Here is an 18,415-nt window from a genome sequence, read left to right on the forward strand (position 1 = left end):
CCGGGCCGCTATCAGTAACCCGTTTTGCTGCCGCTGGTTGCGTGGCCCAGCGTGCTGAGCAGGTTTGCCAGCAGGCTGGAGGCACCAAAGCGGAAGTGACGGGCGTCAGCCCAGCCCTCACCGAGGGTGTCGTCAGCCAGCTTCAGGTAAAGAGCGGCATCTTCTGCGGTGCGCACGCCGCCGGCTGGTTTAAAACCCACCTGCTGCTGCACGCCTTTATCGCGAATAACCTGCAGCATAATGGCGGCAACTTCCGGCGTGGCGTTCACCGGCACTTTACCGGTTGAGGTTTTAATAAAATCAGCGCCGGCATCAATCGCAATTTCTGATGCCGTACGGATCAGCGCCTCTTCTTTCAGCTCGCCGGTTTCGATAATCACTTTCAGCAGCACGTCCGCTGCCGCACACGCCTCTTTGCACGCTTTAACCAGCGCAAAGCCGGTATCACGATCGCCAGCCATCAGAGCGCGATAGGGAAATACCACATCCACTTCGTCAGCGCCGTAAGCGATAGCGGCGCGCGTTTCCGCCAGAGCGATCTCAATATCCGCATTACCATGCGGAAAATTGGTCACGGTCGCAATGCGCACCTCAGGCGTACCCTGTTCGCGCAGCGTTTTACGGGCGATCGGGATAAAGCGCGGATAGATGCAGATAGCGGCAGTGTTGCCCGCAGGGGATTTGGCCTGATGACACAGCGCAATGACTTTTTCATCAGTGTCATCGTCATTCAGGGTAGTGAGATCCATCAGTTGCAGCGCGCGCTGCGCAGCAGCATTAAGGTCAGTCATAACAGGCTCCGGATGTCAGGCCAGCAGCGAGCTGCCGGATAATGTGATTATTTTAACAATTGTCGGGAACTGCCATTGCGAATCAGATCACATAAAAAAGAGATAGCAGCTCGAAATTACATAGAAAATCTGCTTAAGATCTCTTTTTGACGTGAATGCATGGCTAAACAGATCGCAACGCAGATGTAATTATTATCACAAAATCGCGCGCTGAATGGTATCACTCTGATAGATCGCCGGACGGCGATCGGGAAGAAAATGCAAATATACGCAGGCTGTTCTGCCACAGCGCATCGGCAATCACGTCAGCCGGTTCAGGACGCAGCGTGCACAATACCTCAAACACATTGCGCGCCCGCTCAGGCCGGTTGGGCTCTCCCTGAAAACCCTGCAGCGGCATATCCGGTGCGTCAGTCTCCAGCAGCAGCGACGCCAGCGGCAGGCTGGCAATGGTATGGCGGGTTTTGCTGGCGCGCTCCCAGGTAATGGTGCCTCCCACGCCGATGGCATAGCCGAGCTGGATAAAGCGCTCTGCCTGCTGCTGGCTGCCGGCAAAGCCGTGCACGACGCCGCGCCGCGGCAGATTATGGCGTCGCAGCAGCATCGCCAGCTGATCGTGGGTGCGGCGGGAGTGCAGGATCACCGGCAGATCAAAACGTTTTGCCAGAATAAACTGCGCGTTCAGCAGCCGCGTCTGCTTGTCGAAATCGGGATCGTTCATATAGAGATCAAGTCCGATCTCGCCGATCGCTACGCAGTTGCTCTCTGCCTGCGCCAGATGCTGCGCGAGCAGATCCAGATGATCGTCCTGATGGCGGGCAATATTGATCGGATGCAGGCCCAGCGCCGCATAGAGCGCCGTGTGATCTTTTGCCAGCTGCACAACGCGTGCAAAACGGCTCGCTTCTGTCGATGGCACAATAATGCGCTCTACGCCGGCGGCCGCAGCGCGGGCAATGCTTGCGACCGCATCATCAACAAACGGCGGGAAATCAAAATGGCAGTGCGTGTCGATAAATTTCATGCCAGCGATCCTTCATCCCAGGCAGCATCGTTCCCCGCCAGCGGCGGCGTGTGTAACGGCCGCGCGTCCGGCGCGTTTGCAGCGGCGGCGGGCGGTGCAATCGGCAGCGATCGGCGTGCCGGCTCTGCATCACTCAACCACTGCCCCAGCGTAGCCAGAAAATAGCGTCCGCTGCGCCGGCCAAGATGATAATCGTGGTTTAGCGCGGCAACGCGGCTGCCGAGCGCCATGCTGGCCAGAGGACGCGGCGGGCAAATCTCCACAATGCGCAGATTACCCGGCGGCTGTTCAATAAACTGCTGGATCTCGCGATAGCTCGCTTCATGATGATGCAGGATGTTGATCATCGGCTGCAGCGCACTGTCACCCAGCCAGCGCTCCATCCGCTGGAACCATTGCGGCGTATAGAACATCTGCGAAGGCGTGGTCCGGATCACCACAATGGTATCCGCGCCGCGTCGCGCGGCTTCACGCACCGGAATGGCGTCGCTGATGCCGCCATCCAGATAGCTGACGCCATCCATCAGCACGCCGCTGCGATAAAAGCCAGGAATGGCGCTGGACGCTTTGATGATGTCATGCCAGGTCAGCTCATCAGGCCTGAAATAGCGTGCCTGATAATCGTCACTGCGGCAGGCGCACATATAAAATTCGCTGCCACCGGCAAACAGTTTCTGCGCGCTGCTGAACGCCAGAGGAAATTCACTGCGGGTAATATCGATTAGCCAGTCGAGATCGATAAGATGTCCACCGCGTACAAAGCGCAGCGGATCGAAAAACTGCTTACTGGTGGTATAGCGGGTAATAACACGTCGGGCATAGCCCGGCTGAGCGCAGACAAAGGCGGAGAGATTTTGCGCGCCGGCGGAGGTGCCCAGCATCAGATGAAAAGGGTTAAATCCGGCCCGCTGGAATGCGTCCAGTACGCCTGCGGTGAATATTCCGCGCTGGCCGCCACCTTCACAGACAAGTGCAATTTTACGGGATTTAAATGGCTGAAGCGCCAGCGGTTCGAAGGAACCGAGTGAGACCGGAATGCGTATACCCAATGGCGTACCCTCAGTAGTTGCTGCTCTGAGGGAGGCCAGAGCGGCATCCCGGAGAACCAGTCATTGTCATTCCCTGACCCACTGCACGGGCAGCTGCGACGGCAGACAATGCCGTCAATGACTGGCCTCCGCTTTACATCACTAGCGGGTTACTGCAATTGATGTGTCTGGTCAGAGTTTTTTGCGCCCGGTAAACAGGCTAACCAGGAACAGAATAATACCGACAATAAAGACAATTTTAGCTGCCCATGCTGCCGTACCTGCCAGACCGCCGAATCCTAAGGCTGCCGCGATCAGTGCAATGACCAGAAAGATAATACCCCAACGAAACATAAGCCTCTCCTTTACCATAGTAGAAATCGAACTGCTTATTCTTCACTTCACTGTTTTATTGCGGAACAGCATCAGAGCGATGCCGTTCCGGCTGCGTTAAGATTTCACCTTGAGGTCATTCTTCACGCTTTTCACGCCTTCAATGGCTTTTGCGATCTTCTCAGCACGGTCAGACTGTGCCTGATTCGCAACTTCTCCTGACAGCTGAACCACGCCATCGGTGGTTTCCACCTTCACATTGCGCGATGGAACAATGTCGTCTGCTAACAGCTTAGCTTTAATTTCGCTGGTTGTGGCGGCATCACCGGCATAACCTTTCAGCGAGCCTTCTTTATTGTCTCTGACGTGTAGTTTGTCACTGACGGATTTCACTCCTTCAACTTTCTGCACCAGAGCGACAGCCTTTTCAGCCTGATCCTGCGAGGCAACGAAACCGCTTAATGTCACCACACCCTGCTGCGTTTTGACGGAGATATCCGTGCTTTTAATCGCGTCATCATCAACCAGCGCCGCTTTGGCTTTGGCCGTGATGCCGCTGTCATCCATAAAACCATCGACTTTTTTCATAGAACTATCGATTTTGGAACCCGTCGAGCTGGTATCAGCAGCAAATGCCGCACCGCTTAACAGCGCCGTACCGGCCAGTGCAGCAATCAGGGTCTTGGCAATCTTAGTCTTATTCATCGATATGATCCTTCTATCAGTTAATTCACCCGCAAGCGCGAATGCACAACAGCTAACGGCGCCGTTGCCTTGATGGACGTAACCAAACTCGCAGGCCTGTTTTTTCGTCCGACAGAATAATCATAGTAGGGATTACAGCTTTTGCTGGCTTTTGTGGTTGATATCTCGCCAGAAAGTCAGAATGACAGCGTAATTAAGAGGAGTCTGTAACAAAAAAAGCAGGACCAGTAATGACTGGTCCTGATAGCGAGGCGGGATCAGTGTTCGCGGGTTTTGCGGAAAACCACGTCAGGATAGCGCTCCTGCGTAATATTCAGGTTAACCATCGTAGGCGCGATATAGGTGAGGTTATCTCCCCCATCCAGCGCCAGATTGACCTCATTTTTACGCTGGAAGTCGTCAAACTTCTTCGCGTCGCTGCACTCTACCCAGCGGGCGGTGGAGACGTTGATCGCTTCATAGATCGCTTCAACGTTGTATTCGCTCTTAAGGCGGGCGACAACCACATCAAACTGCAGCACGCCGACGGCGCCAACAATCAGATCGTTGTTATGCACCGGGCGGAATACCTGCACGGCGCCCTCTTCAGAGAGCTGAACCAGACCTTTCAGCAGCTGCTTCTGCTTAAGTGGATCGCGCAGACGGATACGGCGGAACAGCTCTGGCGCAAAGTTCGGAATGCCGGTGAACTTCATCGCTTCACCCTGGGTAAAGGTGTCGCCAATCTGAATCGTGCCGTGGTTATGCAGGCCGATGATATCGCCCGGGAACGCCTCTTCAACGTGCGAACGATCGCCTGCCATAAAGGTCAGCGCATCGGAGATCACCACATCTTTGCCGGTACGCACCTGACGCAGTTTCATACCCTTTTCATAACGACCCGATACCACACGCATGAACGCAACGCGGTCGCGGTGTTTGGGATCCATATTCGCCTGAATCTTGAAGACAAAACCGCTGAACTTCTCTTCACGCGCTTCCACAATACGGGTATCGCTTTTACGCGGCATCGGCGCAGGTGCCCAGGAGACCAGACCATCCAGCATATGATCGACACCAAAGTTGCCCAGCGCAGTGCCGAAGAACACCGGCGTCAGCTCGCCGTTGAGAAACAGCGACTGCTCAAATTCGTGTGAGGCGCCCTGCACCAGCTCCAGCTCATCACGCAGCTGCTGTGCCAGCTCTTCGCCCACCGCCGCGTCGAGATCGGGATTATTCAATCCTTTTACAACGCGCACGTCCTGAATAGTATGGCCTTTACCGCTCTGATAGAGATAGGTTTCATCTTTATAAAGGTGGTAAACCCCTTTAAACAGCTTGCCGCAGCCGATTGGCCAGGTAATGGGGGCGCAGGCGATCTTCAGCTCGCTCTCAACCTCATCCAGCAGCTCCATCGGATCGCGGATGTCGCGGTCCAGTTTGTTCATAAAGGTGATGATGGGCGTATCGCGCAGGCGGGTTACTTCCATCAGCTTGCGGGTACGATCCTCAACCCCTTTCGCGGCATCAATAACCATCAGACAGCAGTCAACGGCGGTCAGCGTGCGATAGGTATCTTCCGAGAAGTCTTCATGCCCCGGCGTATCCAGCAGGTTGACCAGGCTTTCACGATAGGGAAACTGCATCACCGAGGTGGTGATTGAAATACCACGCTGCTTCTCCATTTCCATCCAGTCTGATTTAGCATGCTGGCTGGAGCCGCGGCCTTTGACAGTACCGGCAGTCTGGATAGCCTGTCCGAACAGCAGGACTTTTTCGGTGATTGTGGTTTTACCGGCGTCCGGATGCGAGATAATCGCAAAGGTACGGCGGCGCGCCACTTCTTCTAAAAAGGGAGCATTAGACATGAGTGCGTTCTTCTTCAGGGCGGCGCGTCTGTAACGCGCGGCAGATAAATCGTTCCGGAACCTGTCCGGTGGGTAACAGTGCCAGTGGCAACGCCGTGGCGTCACTGCACAGCAGCGGTTCGCGGCTGCGCTGGCGGTGCTCCGGTTATCCGGTCAGCGTTGAGGCGGCATAGCATACAATATTTCAGCAGGCGGGGAAATCACGACTGTAGCGCGCAGGTAACCTCTTACGGCTCCGTCCGCGTCCGGTCATGGCAGGCGAATGGCAATCAGTTAACAATGAGAATTCGTCGCATTCAGAATGTTGAATAATTCCATTTATATTCAATGATATAAATTAAAATTTCGTGCAAAAAACCCTTCACATAAACGCTGATATTGCTGCATAATTCGCCGTAATTTTTCTGACTGCTTAATAAGGACGCAGCTATGTTAACTGCTGAAATGACCTCTCGCCTGAACGACCAGCTTAATCTGGAGTTCTTCTCTGCCAACCTCTATCTGCAGATGAGCGCCTGGTGCAGCGATAAAGGATTTGAAGGGGCCGCCTCTTTCCTGAAAATGCATTCGCGTGAAGAGATGGAGCATATGCAGCGCCTGTTTGATTACGTCAGCGACGCGGGTTCCATGCCGGTACTGGGCAGCATAGCGGCACCGGCTGTCAGCTGGAACTCTCTGAGCGATGTGCTGAGCGAAGCGCTGAAGCATGAGCAGCTGATCACGCAGAAAATCAATGAACTGGTGCACACCGCGCTGACATCGCAGGACTACTCCACTTTTAATTTCCTGCAGTGGTATGTGGCAGAGCAGCATGAAGAAGAGAAATTGTTTAAAACCGTGCTCGATAAACTGGCGCTGGTGGGTAACAAAGGTGAAGGTCTGTTCCTGGTGGACAAGGACCTGGGCCGCATGAACGTGGAAGGTCACGGTCAATAATAAAAAAGATGACATACAGCAAGCAGCAGCGCCCGGTTTTGCCGGGCGTTTTTTTATGCTGAAAGCGTGCGCTCAGAGGACGACGAGCCTGCAGACGGTCAGGAGCACATAAATGCGCCCTCTGCGTTGTCACGTCGTCACCCATGGCGCCATCTTACTCCAGCGCTTTCAGTCGCAGCTCTGAGGGTTGCGGGCGGCCAAACAGATACCCCTGAAACAGCGTGCAGCCCTCTTCACGCAGCTTCGCAAACTGTTCGCTGTTCTCCACGCCTTCCGCCGTGATCTGAATATCCAGGCTGCGGCTCATGCCGGTTATTGCCCGGATGATCGCCAGCGCTTCGCGGCTGTCGCCCATATCGTTGATAAAAGATTTATCGATTTTGATCTTATCGAACGGGAATGAGCGCAGATAGCTGAGCGAAGAGTAGCCGGTGCCAAAATCATCCAGCGCAATCTGTACGCCCAGCGCTTTGAGGTTCTGCAGCGTCCGGATATTGCCCAGCGTATCGTCCAGCAGCACCGACTCCGTGATCTCCATCTCCAGCCGATGCGGTGCCAGACCTGACTCCTTCAGCGCTCCCTCTACCACCGACACCAGCGAGCTGTTTTTAAACTGCAGCGGTGAGAGATTCACCGAAACGGACTGTTCGGTGTTCCAGCTCTGCGCCTCGCGACACGCCTCATACAGCGCATAGGCACCCAGCATATGAATCAGCCCGGTCTCTTCAGCAATCGGGATGAAATCCACCGGCATGATCAAGCCTTTGACCGGATGGTGCCAGCGCATCAGCGCTTCATAACCAATAATGCCGCTCTGGCTGGTGATGGGCTGATAGTAAAGTCTGAGCTGCCGTCCGGTAATCGCATCACGCAGATCGTTTTCAATGATGCGCCGGCTGCGCGCCTGGTCATCCATCTCTGGCGTAAAGTGCTCATAGCGGTTACGGCCGTTACGCTTCGCCTCGTAGAGCGCCATATCGGCGCAGCGCAGCATATGTTCCGGCGTGTTGACGGCCTGGGTGGTCAGGGCGATCCCCACGCTCAGGCCCACGGTAAGATTATGCCCTTCGACATTCATGGGCGGCTGAATCGCCTCGATCAGGCGCTGCGCCACCGTGGCCGCTTCGTCAGCGTTGTGGATATCGGGCAGCACAATAGCAAATTCGTCGCCGCCGATGCGGGCCAGCGTATCACGCTCACGCAGCACGCTGCGCAGCCGCTTAGCCACCGCGCGCAGCAGATCGTCACCAATCTGGTGGCCAAGCGCATCATTCACGTTTTTGAAATTATCGAGGTCGAGACAAAGCGTGGCGCTGATCTGGTTCTGTGCCGTGTCGTTACGCAGCGCTTCGCTGAGTTTTTGCCGGAACAGAATGCGGTTAGGCAGGCTGGTCAGGTTGTCGTGATGCGCCATATGGTGAATACGCGCATCCGCTTCGCGCTGGTCAGTCACATCTTCCACGATCAGCATGACATAATTTTGCCGCATATCTTTGCCGGTGATGGTGGTGGCGCGGGTATGCAGAACCCGCTCACCGCTGGCGGTCAGCAGCAGCTGCTCGCGGGCGTGAATGCCTTCACTGCGCAGCGCAATATCCGCCAGGCTATTAAAGTAGTCGCTCAGTTCGGCAGACATGCACTCGTGCGGACGCTTATGCATGAGCAGCGATCGGCTCAGCCCAAACAGCTGCTCAGCTTTGGCATTCACCATCAGAATTTCGCGGCTGATAGCATCCTCCACAATCACGCAGGAGGGGATGTTGCTGATGATGGTGTCGAGAAAGGTCGACAGCTCCGACATTCTGCTGCTCTGCGCCTGTGCCAGATCGCGCGCGCGCAGAAGCTGCTGCTCATGTTCACGCCGCTCCGTCACGTCGCGCGTGATTTTGGCAAATCCGATCAGGCGTCCACTCTCATCATGAATCGCGTCAATTACCACGTGCGCCCAGAAAGCCGATCCATCTTTCCGGTAGCGCCATCCCTCATCTTCAAACCGCCCGGTTTTTAGCGCAATGCCGAGGTTTGCATCCGGCAGATGGAGCTGGCGCTCCTGCGCGCTGTAAAAGAGTGAGAAGTGCTGCCCCACAATCTCATCTGCGCGATATCCTTTAGCGCGCTGCGCCCCGGCGTTCCAGTTAACGACTCGCCCCTTCAGGTCCAGCATGTAGATAGCGTAATCGGTGACGCCCTCCACCAGCAGCCGAAACGTTTTTTCATGTTCGCGCTGCTGGCGCAGCAGCGCCTGCTGTTCAGTGCAGTCGCGGGTAATTTTTGCGTAGCCAATCAGTTTCCCGGCGTCGTCGCGAATTGCGTCGATGATAACGTGCGCCCAGAAAGCGGAACCATCTTTACGATAGCGCCACCCCTCATCTTCAAAACGTCCGGTTTTAAACGCGGTCGTAAGATTCTTTTCCGGTAGATGGTTCAGACGATCCTGCGCGCTGTAAAAGCGGGAGAAGTGCTGTCCGACAATTTCCTCTGCCACGTAGCCTTTTGTCCGCTGAGCCCCGGCATTCCAGTTCTCAACGTTGCCCTCCAGATCCAGCATATAAATCGCATAGTCGGTTACGCCCTCTACCAGTAAACGAAAGCGCTGCTCCTGTTCACGCTGCCTGCGCTGCTGCGCCTGCTGCTGCGTGTAGTCGCGGGTGATTTTGGCAAAACCCAGCAGCTCGCCCTGCTCATCCCGGATAGCGTCAATCACGACGTGAGCCCAGAACGCGCTGCCATCTTTGCGATAGCGCCAGCCTTCGGTTTCAAACTTACCGGTTGCGGCAGCAACAGAGAGACCGCGCTGCGGCGCGCCGTTTTTGCGCTCCTCTTCGCTATAAAACAGCGCAAAATTTTTACCAACGATCTCATCTGGCGTATACCCTTTGGCGCGCTGCGCACCGGTATTCCAGTTAGCAACGGTACCGTCAGGTTTGAGCATGTAAATGGCGTAATCTACGACGCTCTGCACCAGCAGCCGATACATTACATCAGAGTTATTGTTCATATTTTGTGCCTGTTCCGGCCTGATACAGCATCGGCTTTTCAGAAGATTCTTAATTATTTCAGACTTAAACGCAAAAGTGCAGCGCTGACAAGCGCTAATCGATTTCAGACAAAATCTGGCAGGAGTGTTATCGGCAGTGGCGAGAAAACGTTCAGAGAAATGCATCATTCCTCGTGGCTACCTGCTATTTATGGCAGGTCAGTCGGGGAAGAGCATGCAGGAAAGCCGCATACCGGAGAGAGCCGGTATGGGCAGAGAGACGAGACGCTGTCGCTGGCCTATCGGGCTGCCAGCTGCTGCATAACCGGCAGCCACAGGTCGGTCATCATCCCTTTGCCGCCGGTAAGCGGGTCGCGCGGGGGCAGAGGAACGCGCTGAATTTGCTCTCTGGCTGCACGCAGCCGCGAGGGTTCATCGCGTATTGTTTCGGGCGTCATTCCTTCCGGATAAGCGCCGACCATGAAAAAATCGTCTGACGCGTAAACCTGTTTATGCCCGACGCCTGCCGGGATCAGCACGGCATCACCTTCACGCAGCACCACCATACGCCCGCTGTCGCCGCCCAGCAGGATCTCAGCCCAGCCCGCCCCGACGCCCAGCACTTCATGCGTATTCGGATGATAGTGGGTATAAGGGAATACCGGCGCGCGCCATGCGGCAGGCCAGCCGCTGGCGGTAAAGGTCGTTTCAAACCAGCGTGCACTATCTTCCGTGTCGTCCGGCACCACACGCGGCCAGATAATCAGCGGCAGCGGGCTGTTCGGCACGCCGCCGCTGGTGTGAGAGAGCCGCAGATGCTGCGGGTTAAAGGAGGCGCCTGCTGAAAAGGTGCCGGCAGCAAACGACATCGATAACAGCAGGCTGGAAGAACAGGACGGCATGAACGTGCTCCGACAAATAATGTTAATTAATTGTGGCAATTTCAGGCGGCAATGCAATGTGGCAATATCTGAAAAAATCCCTGTTAATTAGTCTCTTAGCAACTTAAGCCAAATTTTTCGTTCCGGCGTTGCCGGTTTGTGATGGCGATCGCTTTCTGGCCAGGAGATTGCTGACGCACACTCAGGCAGTTTTATCCAGATCGTACTGGCTGCTGACAAAATCGGGCAGCTCATCTACGCGCTCAGGTGGCAGCGGCCTGCCGAGCAGGTATCCCTGCAGCGTGTCGCAGCCAAGGCCGGTCAGAAAAGCCTGCTGATCGGGCGTCTCCACCCCTTCCGCGACCACTTTCAGATCCAGCGACTGCGCCAGCGCGACAATAGCGGAGACGATAGTGGCGTCCTCGGAATTTGCCTGCAGCTCATTCACAAACGCGCGGTCGATCTTCAGTTCACTGGCGGGCAGCCGCTTCAGATAGAGCAGGCTGGAGTAGCCGGTTCCGAAGTCATCAATCGACGCCTTTACCCCCATGCTGGTGAGTTCAGTCAGGATACGCACGCTCTCTTCCGGATCGCGCATCGCCGTGGTCTCAGTTACCTCCAGCGTCAGCTGCTCTGCCGGGATCTGATGCGTTTTCAGCGCCTGCGTTACGGTGGTAATCAGCCCCGACTGCTCAAACTGCAGCGCAGAGAGGTTCACCGCAACTGACCAGGCGGTATGCCCCTCCTGATGCCAGCAGTGCAGCTGGCGGCACGCTTCATTGATCACCCAGTTACCTATATTTATGATTAAACCGGTTTTTTCTGCGCCCGGCAGAAACAGATCAGGCGTAAGCAGACCGCGCTGCGGGTGCTGCCAGCGCAGTAGCGCTTCAAAACCGAGAATCGGCCCGCCGGGGGCGCAATACTTCGGCTGGTAAAACAGCCGCAGTTCATGGTTATCCAGCGCCTGCCACAGATCGTTGTTAAGCTGCAGCTGCGACTGCGCCAGAATATTCATTGAGGGCTGGAAGAAGGTGTAACCGTTGCGGCCATTGTGTTTGGTGTGGTACATCGCGGCATCGGCGTTAAACATCAGCTCACGCTCATCTCTGCCGTCGCCGGGATAGACGGCAATCCCGAGACTTAAAGAGACCACCAGCTCATAACGCGATATGGCAAACGGCCGGTCAACGGCCTTCACCAGCATATCGGCCACCGAGGCGGCGTCGTTGGGATCGTCAATCTCCAGCAGCAGCACAAACTCATCTCCGCCCATCCGCGCCAGCGTATAGTGCCCCTGCATCTGGCTCATCATACGTTCCGTTACGCTCACCAGCAGTTTGTCCCCGATATGGTGCCCGAACGCGTCGTTAACCGCTTTAAAACCATCGAGATCCATAAACATCAGTGCAAACTGCGACTTCTCGCGATTGGCTTTATTGATCGCCTGATCGAGCCGATCCTCCAGCAAAATGCGATTGGGCAGCCGGGTCAGGTTGTCATGCAGCGCCAGCTGAGCCAGTTCACGATTCGCCTCTGCCAGCGAGCGCGCCAGAATTGACGTGCGCGCCTGCATACGCGCATCCAGCATAGAGACCAGCAGCGTTATGCCGAGTATCGCCAGCGTCACCACGGTGACAATCATCGCCAGCCAGTCGCTGTTTACTCCGTGGTGTGTGACGTGGCTGCTCGCCGGAAATCCGGCCGCCGCCATACCGGTGTAGTGCATGCCGGCAATGGCGCACCCCATGACAACCGAGGCGCCAAAACGCAACAGCGTTACCCGGCCATGGCTGTGACGCAGATGAAAGGCCAGCCAGAGCGCAGCCCCTGATGCGAGCAGCGCAATCAGCACCGAGACGGCGATCCAGCCCCGGTTCCAGATAATACCCGGCATAAACATCAGTGCCGCCATGCCGGTATAGTGCATAGCCACCACGCCCGACCCCAGTACCAGCGCGCCGCCAGCCAGTCGCCGCCACGGCAGCTCTCCCATGCAGACCAGCCGCAGGGCAAAAATCGAGGCGAGAATAGCGACCAGCATGGAGGCCGCAGTGAGTACGGGGTCGTAGCTCATCTCCATATCGAGATTCATGGAGAGCATGCCGATGAAATGCATCGCCCAGATTCCTACGCCCATGGCAAAACCGCCACCCAGCAGCCAGATGAGTGCGACGCGACCTGACGAGGAGGCGACCCGGCCTGCCATATCCAGCGCAGTAAAGGAGGCGAGCATGGCGACAACAATTGAAACGATAACCGTGAATGAGTCGTATGACGTTACCAGCATAGGGAAGTCCGGATTAACGCTGTTTCCAGCTATAAAATCGTGCAAACGGCATCCCTGCAGCTTTTGAACCGCTATCGCCCTTCCTGAACGAGGCAGAAATCCAGCCCTCTTCCCGCGCCAGACGACAGCAGGCTGGCAGCAAGTCCAGCCACTGTTATGACTCTATTATCGGCCTGGCGGCAAAAATAATGAGTAAAAAATGCGAGCCAGAGATTAGACGTACTACCATGCTGAACTATAGTAAATAAAACTGATGTAAATCATAAAGCAACCTCAGTGCTAATCTGGGGGAAGCGCCATATATCGCCTTAATTCTCTTTGCCAGCGGCATTTTACGGGTTCGTTTTTTATTAACAGGCCAGGTGGAAAAGCATCGACTCCGGATAATCAGTAAGGAATGATTATGAAACTCAAGCTTTTTCTTATGACCGCAGGCCTGTACACAGGATTGACGTCCGTAACGGCCCTGGCAGCCACCACTACCGGGGCGATCAACGCCACGCTCACGCTGACGACCGGTTGCCTGGTCAACGGTCAGTCAGCCACCACCGGCGTCAATTTCGGTACCCTGAACTTTGGCAGCAGCGCAGCTACCTTTGATACGCTGAATGCCACGCTGGTGGGCGCGGCCGGCAGCGGTATCTATGTGCGCTGCACAACCGGACAGACCTTTAATGTACAGGTCACCAGCAGCAACGGCGCGCCGGGCACGATTTACGGCACCGTCAGCGGCCAGCCGCGCTACCTCATTCTGGGCTCGGATAATACGCGGGGCATCGCCTATACCCTCTACAGCGACGCCGCCTTTACCACCGCGATAGCGAACAACACCAACATTGCCGCCAGCGGCACCACCGATCCGACGCTGGGCACCAACTATGCCATCTATGGTCGGGTCGTCGGCGGCGGCTTCAACCCGCTTATCCCGGCGGGTACCTATACCGACACCATAAACGTGGCGGTGAATTACTGAGCACGGGTGCGCGCGCAGTGAGGCTATCCCTCTCTCTCTGGCGGGCGGCGGGGCTGATAGCAGCCTTCGCCTGCCTGCCGGCAGATGCGCTGCCTGTGGCAAACTTTCAGGTCGCTGCGTCCATCGTGGCGGGCTGCGTGGTGTCGGGCAGCAATACGGGCGTGTTTGGTACGCTCAACTTTGGCTCGCACTCCGGCGTGGCTACGGGAAACTTCAGCGCAAGCTACCTGCAGAGCACAACGCTGAACCTGGCCTGCACGCCAGGCACCGCCGTCAGCATGAGTATTGACGGCGGCGCTAACTACACCTCTGTCCGCAATCTCAAACACACCAGCAGCAGCAATACCGTTGCCTACCGGCTCTTCAGTAACGCTGCGCTGACTGCGCCTATACCCATTAACAGCGCTATAGCGCTGAACTATAGCAATGCGAATACGATTACGCTGCCTGTTTATGGTCAGCTGACGCTGCCTGGCACCGCGCAAGCCGGAACCTATACCGACACGCTGACCGTCACCCTGAGCTGGTGATGCTGAAAAAAAAGGATGAACCATGAGAAACCTGCGCGCGCTGCTTTTGCTGTTAATCATCCCCTCAGTCCGGGCCGCCAACTCGCTGATGATCTGGCCCATTGACCCCGCCATAGCCTCTGAAGATAAAGCCAGCGAGCTCTGGCTGGAGAACCGCGGCAGCAGCAGCACCATTATGCAGGTACGCATTTTTGCCTGGCAGCAGCGCGAGGGCCAGGAGCAGTATCAGACGCAGCAGCAGGTCGCCGCCAGTCCGCCTATGGTGCGGCTGGAGCCGGGGCAAAAACAGCTGGTGCGCCTGATCAAACAGACGCCGCCTCCTGCCGGTCAGGAGAGCGCCTATCGCGTGGTACTTGATGAGATCCCGTCGCCGCGTAAGCCCGATGATAATCAGGCCGGGCTTAACTTTCAGATGCGCTATTCCGTTCCGCTGTTTGTCTACGGCAGCGGTCTGACGCGCGACAGCGCGAAAGCGGTGCTGAGCTGGCGCGAAGTCAGCAGCGGCGGCAGGCGCTGGCTGGAGCTGACCAACAGCGGCAGCGGCCATGCGCGCCTGAGCAATTTCCGCGCCGGCGGAGCCGCCCTGGGCAACGGCCTGTTTGGCTATGTGCTGGCACACAGCAGCCAGCGCTGGCCGGTCAGCCAGCCTCTGCGCGGAGAGCTGGCAGCCGATGTCAACAACCGCGCCTGGCGCAGTACTGCCGCACGCTAATGACGCCTGCGCCCTCGCGTTATCTGCTGCTGGGCAGCGTACTGATGATCCTGCCCGCGCACGGGCGTGCGGAGAGCTGGTCTGCGCTGCCGCCTCCGCCCGCGCTGGAAAGCAGCGCACAGGGGCAGCAGCTGATGCTGGAGTTAATTATCAATCAGCGCGCGCGCGGCGATATTGTTGCCGTTGAACATCAGCAGGATCATTTCTGGCTGCGCCGCAGCGATCTGCTGCAGGCGGGCGTGGCGGCGGAAAAGCTGCCGGATGAGCGGGTCGATCTTCGGCAGCTGCTTGGCGCGGATGTCACCTATGATGAAACCCGGCAGCGGCTGCTGCTGACGGTGCCGCCGGCCTGGCTGCCGGCGCAGCGGCTCGGGCAGGCTGAGCAGCGTCCCCGCTTTCCGGCGCGCGCCAGCAACGGGGCGCTGCTGAATTACGACGTTTATCTGACCCACACCGACCGGGCCGGCTCACGCCTCTCCTCGTGGAATGAGTTACGGCTGTTCGGCCCGGCAGGACAGTTCTCCTCTAACGGCGTCTATACGCAGCAGCTGAATGGATCGCTCAGCGGTCAGCAGGAGGGATATCTGCGTTACGACACCTGGTTCAGCAATGAGAATGAAGACGCCGCGCTCAGCTGGCGGGTGGGCGACCTTATCACTGACGCCCTGAGCTGGAGCAACAGCGTGCGGCTGGGCGGGGTGCAGATAGCGCGTGATTTCAGCGTGCGTCCCGATTTAGTAACTTATCCGCTGCCTGCCTTCAGCGGCCAGGCGGCGGTGCCCTCCTCGGTCGATCTGTTTATTAACGGCTATCGCAGTGCGCAAACGGCGGTGCAGCCCGGTCCGTGGTCGCTGACCAACATCCCCTTTGTCAATGGTGCCGGGGATGCGGTGATCACCACCACCGATGCGCTGGGGCGTCAGGTCACCACCACGCTGCCCTTTTACGTGTCGGCCAGCCTGTTAAAAAGTGGCCTGTCTGATTACGCCTTCTCTGCCGGCGCTGTCCGGCAAAATTATGGTGTGAAGAGTGCCGACTACGGCGCTGCCGCTGCCAGTGGCTCCTATCGCTACGGTATCAGCGACTGGCTGACGCTGGAGTCGCACGCTGAAGGCAGTGATGACGTTGTCATGGGCGGTGCGGGCGGCCTGCTGAAAGCGGGAAGCCTGGGCGTCATCAACGCGGCGGTGGCGCAGAGCGACGCGCAGAGCCAGAGCGGCACGCAGTACAGCTGGGGATATCAATATAACAACAGCTGGTTCAGCCTTGGCACCCAGCACATTCTGCGCGATACCACGTTCAGTAATCTGGCGCTGATCGGCAGCCGCAGTGAAAGCGCCGACAGCCGCTATTCACTCGCGCGTCGCAGCGCACAATATACGGCCAGCCTGTCGCTCAGCGACTACGGCAGTCTGGGACTCGCTTATCTCGATATCAGCGGCGGCTACGGTGAGCGCACGCGTCTGTGGAACCTGACCTGGAGCAAAAATTTGTGGGGCAACAGCAGTCTCTATATCTCAGCCAGCCGCGATCGCGATCTCGGTAGCTGGGACGGGGCGATTTCACTGGTGATCCCGTTTGGTGAACAGAGCAGCGCGTCTGTGAGCGTGGAGCGCGATCGCCAGGGGCGCAGTAACCAGCGGCTGTATGCCTCGCGGGCAATGCCCACTGAGGGGGGAATCGCCTGGGACGCCTCCTGGGCACGCCAGGGGGGCGACAGCGGCGATTATCGTCAGGGCAGCCTGCGCTATCGCAATAACCGGATCGATACGTCAGCCGGATTCTGGGGCGATGATGACAATACAACGCAATGGGCAGATCTCTCTGGCGCGCTGGTGCTGATGGATAACCGCCTCTTTGCTGCTAATGATATCAACGACGCCTTTGTGCTGGTGAAAACCCGCTATCCCGGCGTGACCGTGCGCTACGAGAACCAGGCGATGGGGAAAACTGACGGCCAGGGCTATCTGCTGGTCCCGGCGGTCAGCAGCTACTACGGCGCAAAATATGATATCGATACGCTGGATCTGCCTGCCAGCGTCGCCGCATCCCGGGTTGAGCAGCGCATTGCCGTGAAGCGTAAAAGCGGTTTTCTGCTCGACTTCCCGATTGAGCCGCTGCGTGCCGCCAGCGTTATTTTGCACGACACGCGCGGTCAGCCGCTGCCGCTTGCCAGTCAGGTGCTGCGCGCAGGTAAAGAGAGCAGCTATGTCGGCTGGGACGGCATCGTCTGGCTGGAGAATTTGCAGGCGCGTAATACGCTGCAGGTTATCACGCCCGATGGCCGCCAGTGTGAAACCACGTTCAGCGTCGCGCGCGGCGAACCAGAGGCGCTGAAAACCTATGGCCCGCTGGTCTGCGCGCTACCTCTCCCGCAGCCCGGCGCCGGTGCGCTGGCGCAGACACCCTCAGCAGGATTACAACATGATTAAGTTACTATTGATGCTGGCACTGCTGCTGCCCGGCGCCAGCTATGCGCTCTGCCCGCTCTCCGCTTCGCCGGCCAGCTTTGGCAGCCAGACCACCTTTTCTGTGCAATCCCAGGTTATCCCCACGTCCGCCAATACGAATGTCAACTGCGGCTCCGCCACGCTTAATCTGCTGGGCAACGACTATATTGCCTATGCGTTTACCGCTGCCAGCTACCTGAACGGGACCCGCGCCACGCTGAAAGCGAGCGCCGGCGGCAGCGATAACGTTCCGATCCAGCTTTGTGTCGACAGCGCCTGCGCCACCGAGCTGCGTCAGGGCAACAGCTATCGCTGGAACGCCTCGGCGCTGCTGGCGCTGGGCAACAGCCTCAACTTCACTATCCCGCTCTATTTCCGCACCGTGCCGGGCCAGGTGATTGCGGCAGGCACATACACCACCACCCTGACGCTGACGGTAAGCTACAGCGTCTGTACCAGCGCCGGCGTGGCCGGTATCTGTCTGGGAACCGTGCAAGCCAGCAGCGGCACCGCCCTGCCGCTGACCGTGACGCTGGTGGTCACCAACGACTGCACCACCATTACCGCCCCGAACCTCAACTTTGGCAGCGCGCCGCTGGCGGGCAGCTTCTCTGCCGTTCAGCAGACCATCAGCGTGGTCTGCTCTAAAGGAAGCACTTATAGCGTCGGGCTGAGCAACGGCAATAATTTCAGCGGCACCGCGCGGCAGATGGCAAACGGTGCCAGCCGGCTGGCCTATGACATTTATAAAGACGCGGCCACGACCTCGCGCTGGGGACCCTCCGGCAGCGATCGCTGGAGCAGCACAACGTCAACCTCGCTTAATCCCGATACGGTAACGCGCAACTTTACCTACACGGCCCGGATACTGACGACGCAGGCGACGCCGGCAGCCGGAAACTACACGGATAACGTGGTGGTGGACGTGGCGTTTTAGC

At 57.5% G+C, this 18,415-nt stretch carries 15 protein-coding genes; 6 read left to right on the forward strand and 9 right to left on the reverse strand.

The window, feature by feature from the left end:
- Positions 1-11: 11 nt before the first annotated feature.
- From deoC to prfC, 6 genes are all read right to left on the reverse strand, one after another.
- Positions 12-791: a deoxyribose-phosphate aldolase gene (gene deoC / locus LAC65_RS13370; protein WP_039380141.1), complete on the reverse strand. Its 780-nt coding sequence runs from the start codon at positions 789-791 to the stop codon at positions 12-14.
- A 220-nt stretch (positions 792-1,011) separates the two neighbouring features.
- On the reverse strand, positions 1,012-1,815 hold the full coding sequence (locus LAC65_RS13375; RefSeq protein ID WP_052246445.1) for a TatD family hydrolase: 804 nt from the start codon (positions 1,813-1,815) through the stop codon (positions 1,012-1,014).
- Complete coding sequence (locus LAC65_RS13380) at positions 1,812-2,864, reverse strand: patatin-like phospholipase family protein (protein WP_039380144.1); 1,053 nt, start codon at positions 2,862-2,864, stop codon at positions 1,812-1,814. The genes LAC65_RS13375 and LAC65_RS13380 overlap by 4 nt, the downstream gene beginning before the upstream one ends.
- A gap of 171 nt (positions 2,865-3,035) precedes the next feature.
- Positions 3,036-3,197, reverse strand: a complete 162-nt coding sequence (locus LAC65_RS13385; protein WP_065648197.1) for a DUF1328 domain-containing protein — start codon at positions 3,195-3,197, stop codon at positions 3,036-3,038.
- Positions 3,198-3,293: 96 nt separating this feature from the next.
- Complete coding sequence (osmY, locus tag LAC65_RS13390; RefSeq protein WP_039380146.1) at positions 3,294-3,881, reverse strand: molecular chaperone OsmY; 588 nt, start codon at positions 3,879-3,881, stop codon at positions 3,294-3,296.
- A 257-nt stretch (positions 3,882-4,138) separates the two neighbouring features.
- The gene (gene prfC / locus LAC65_RS13395) at positions 4,139-5,728 is read right to left on the reverse strand and encodes a peptide chain release factor 3 (protein ID WP_039380149.1); all 1,590 of its coding nucleotides are present in this window, start codon (positions 5,726-5,728) and stop codon (positions 4,139-4,141) included.
- 429 nt (positions 5,729-6,157) lie between these two features.
- Here prfC and ftnA point away from each other — a divergent pair, with 429 nt between their 5' ends.
- Positions 6,158-6,664, forward strand: coding sequence for a non-heme ferritin (gene ftnA / locus LAC65_RS13400; RefSeq protein ID WP_039380152.1), 507 nt, complete (start codon positions 6,158-6,160; stop codon positions 6,662-6,664).
- 154 nt (positions 6,665-6,818) lie between these two features.
- Here the strand turns inward: ftnA and LAC65_RS13405 are convergent, their stop codons facing one another.
- The 3 genes from LAC65_RS13405 to LAC65_RS13415 all read right to left on the reverse strand — a co-directional run bounded on the left by LAC65_RS13405 (position 6,819) and on the right by LAC65_RS13415 (position 12,812).
- Entirely contained in the window at positions 6,819-9,662 is a 2,844-nt protein-coding gene (locus tag LAC65_RS13405) for a sensor domain-containing protein (RefSeq protein WP_052246446.1), read from the reverse strand.
- Positions 9,663-9,940: 278 nt separating this feature from the next.
- Complete coding sequence (locus LAC65_RS13410; RefSeq protein ID WP_039380155.1) at positions 9,941-10,543, reverse strand: hypothetical protein; 603 nt, start codon at positions 10,541-10,543, stop codon at positions 9,941-9,943.
- 181 nt (positions 10,544-10,724) lie between these two features.
- Positions 10,725-12,812 carry a putative bifunctional diguanylate cyclase/phosphodiesterase gene (locus LAC65_RS13415; RefSeq protein ID WP_039380156.1) on the reverse strand — a complete coding sequence of 696 codons (2,088 nt, stop codon included), beginning with the start codon at positions 12,810-12,812 and terminating at the stop codon, positions 10,725-10,727.
- 403 nt (positions 12,813-13,215) lie between these two features.
- On the opposite strand from LAC65_RS13415, the gene LAC65_RS13420 reads away from it, so the two are divergent.
- From LAC65_RS13420 to LAC65_RS13440, 5 genes are read left to right on the forward strand one after another with little or no spacing between them, the layout of a single operon-like run.
- Positions 13,216-13,785, forward strand: a complete 570-nt coding sequence (locus LAC65_RS13420; RefSeq protein WP_039380159.1) for a spore coat protein U domain-containing protein — start codon at positions 13,216-13,218, stop codon at positions 13,783-13,785.
- 53 nt (positions 13,786-13,838) lie between these two features.
- A complete protein-coding gene (locus LAC65_RS13425; RefSeq protein ID WP_039385638.1) occupies positions 13,839-14,315 on the forward strand; it encodes a Csu type fimbrial protein in 477 nt (158 codons plus the stop codon).
- A 22-nt stretch (positions 14,316-14,337) separates the two neighbouring features.
- The gene (locus LAC65_RS13430; RefSeq protein WP_039380162.1) at positions 14,338-15,027 is read left to right on the forward strand and encodes a fimbrial biogenesis chaperone; all 690 of its coding nucleotides are present in this window, start codon (positions 14,338-14,340) and stop codon (positions 15,025-15,027) included.
- Positions 15,027-17,459, forward strand: coding sequence for a fimbria/pilus outer membrane usher protein (locus LAC65_RS13435; protein ID WP_039380164.1), 2,433 nt, complete (start codon positions 15,027-15,029; stop codon positions 17,457-17,459). The genes LAC65_RS13430 and LAC65_RS13435 overlap by 1 nt, the downstream gene beginning before the upstream one ends.
- Positions 17,452-18,414, forward strand: a complete 963-nt coding sequence (locus LAC65_RS13440; protein ID WP_039380166.1) for a Csu type fimbrial protein — start codon at positions 17,452-17,454, stop codon at positions 18,412-18,414. Before LAC65_RS13435 ends, LAC65_RS13440 begins: the two co-directional genes overlap by 8 nt.
- Position 18,415: the final 1 nt, after the last annotated feature.

The sequence above is a fragment of the Pantoea eucrina genome (genome assembly GCF_020079945.1).
Classification (GTDB): Bacteria; Pseudomonadota; Gammaproteobacteria; order Enterobacterales; family Enterobacteriaceae; genus Pantoea; species Pantoea eucrina.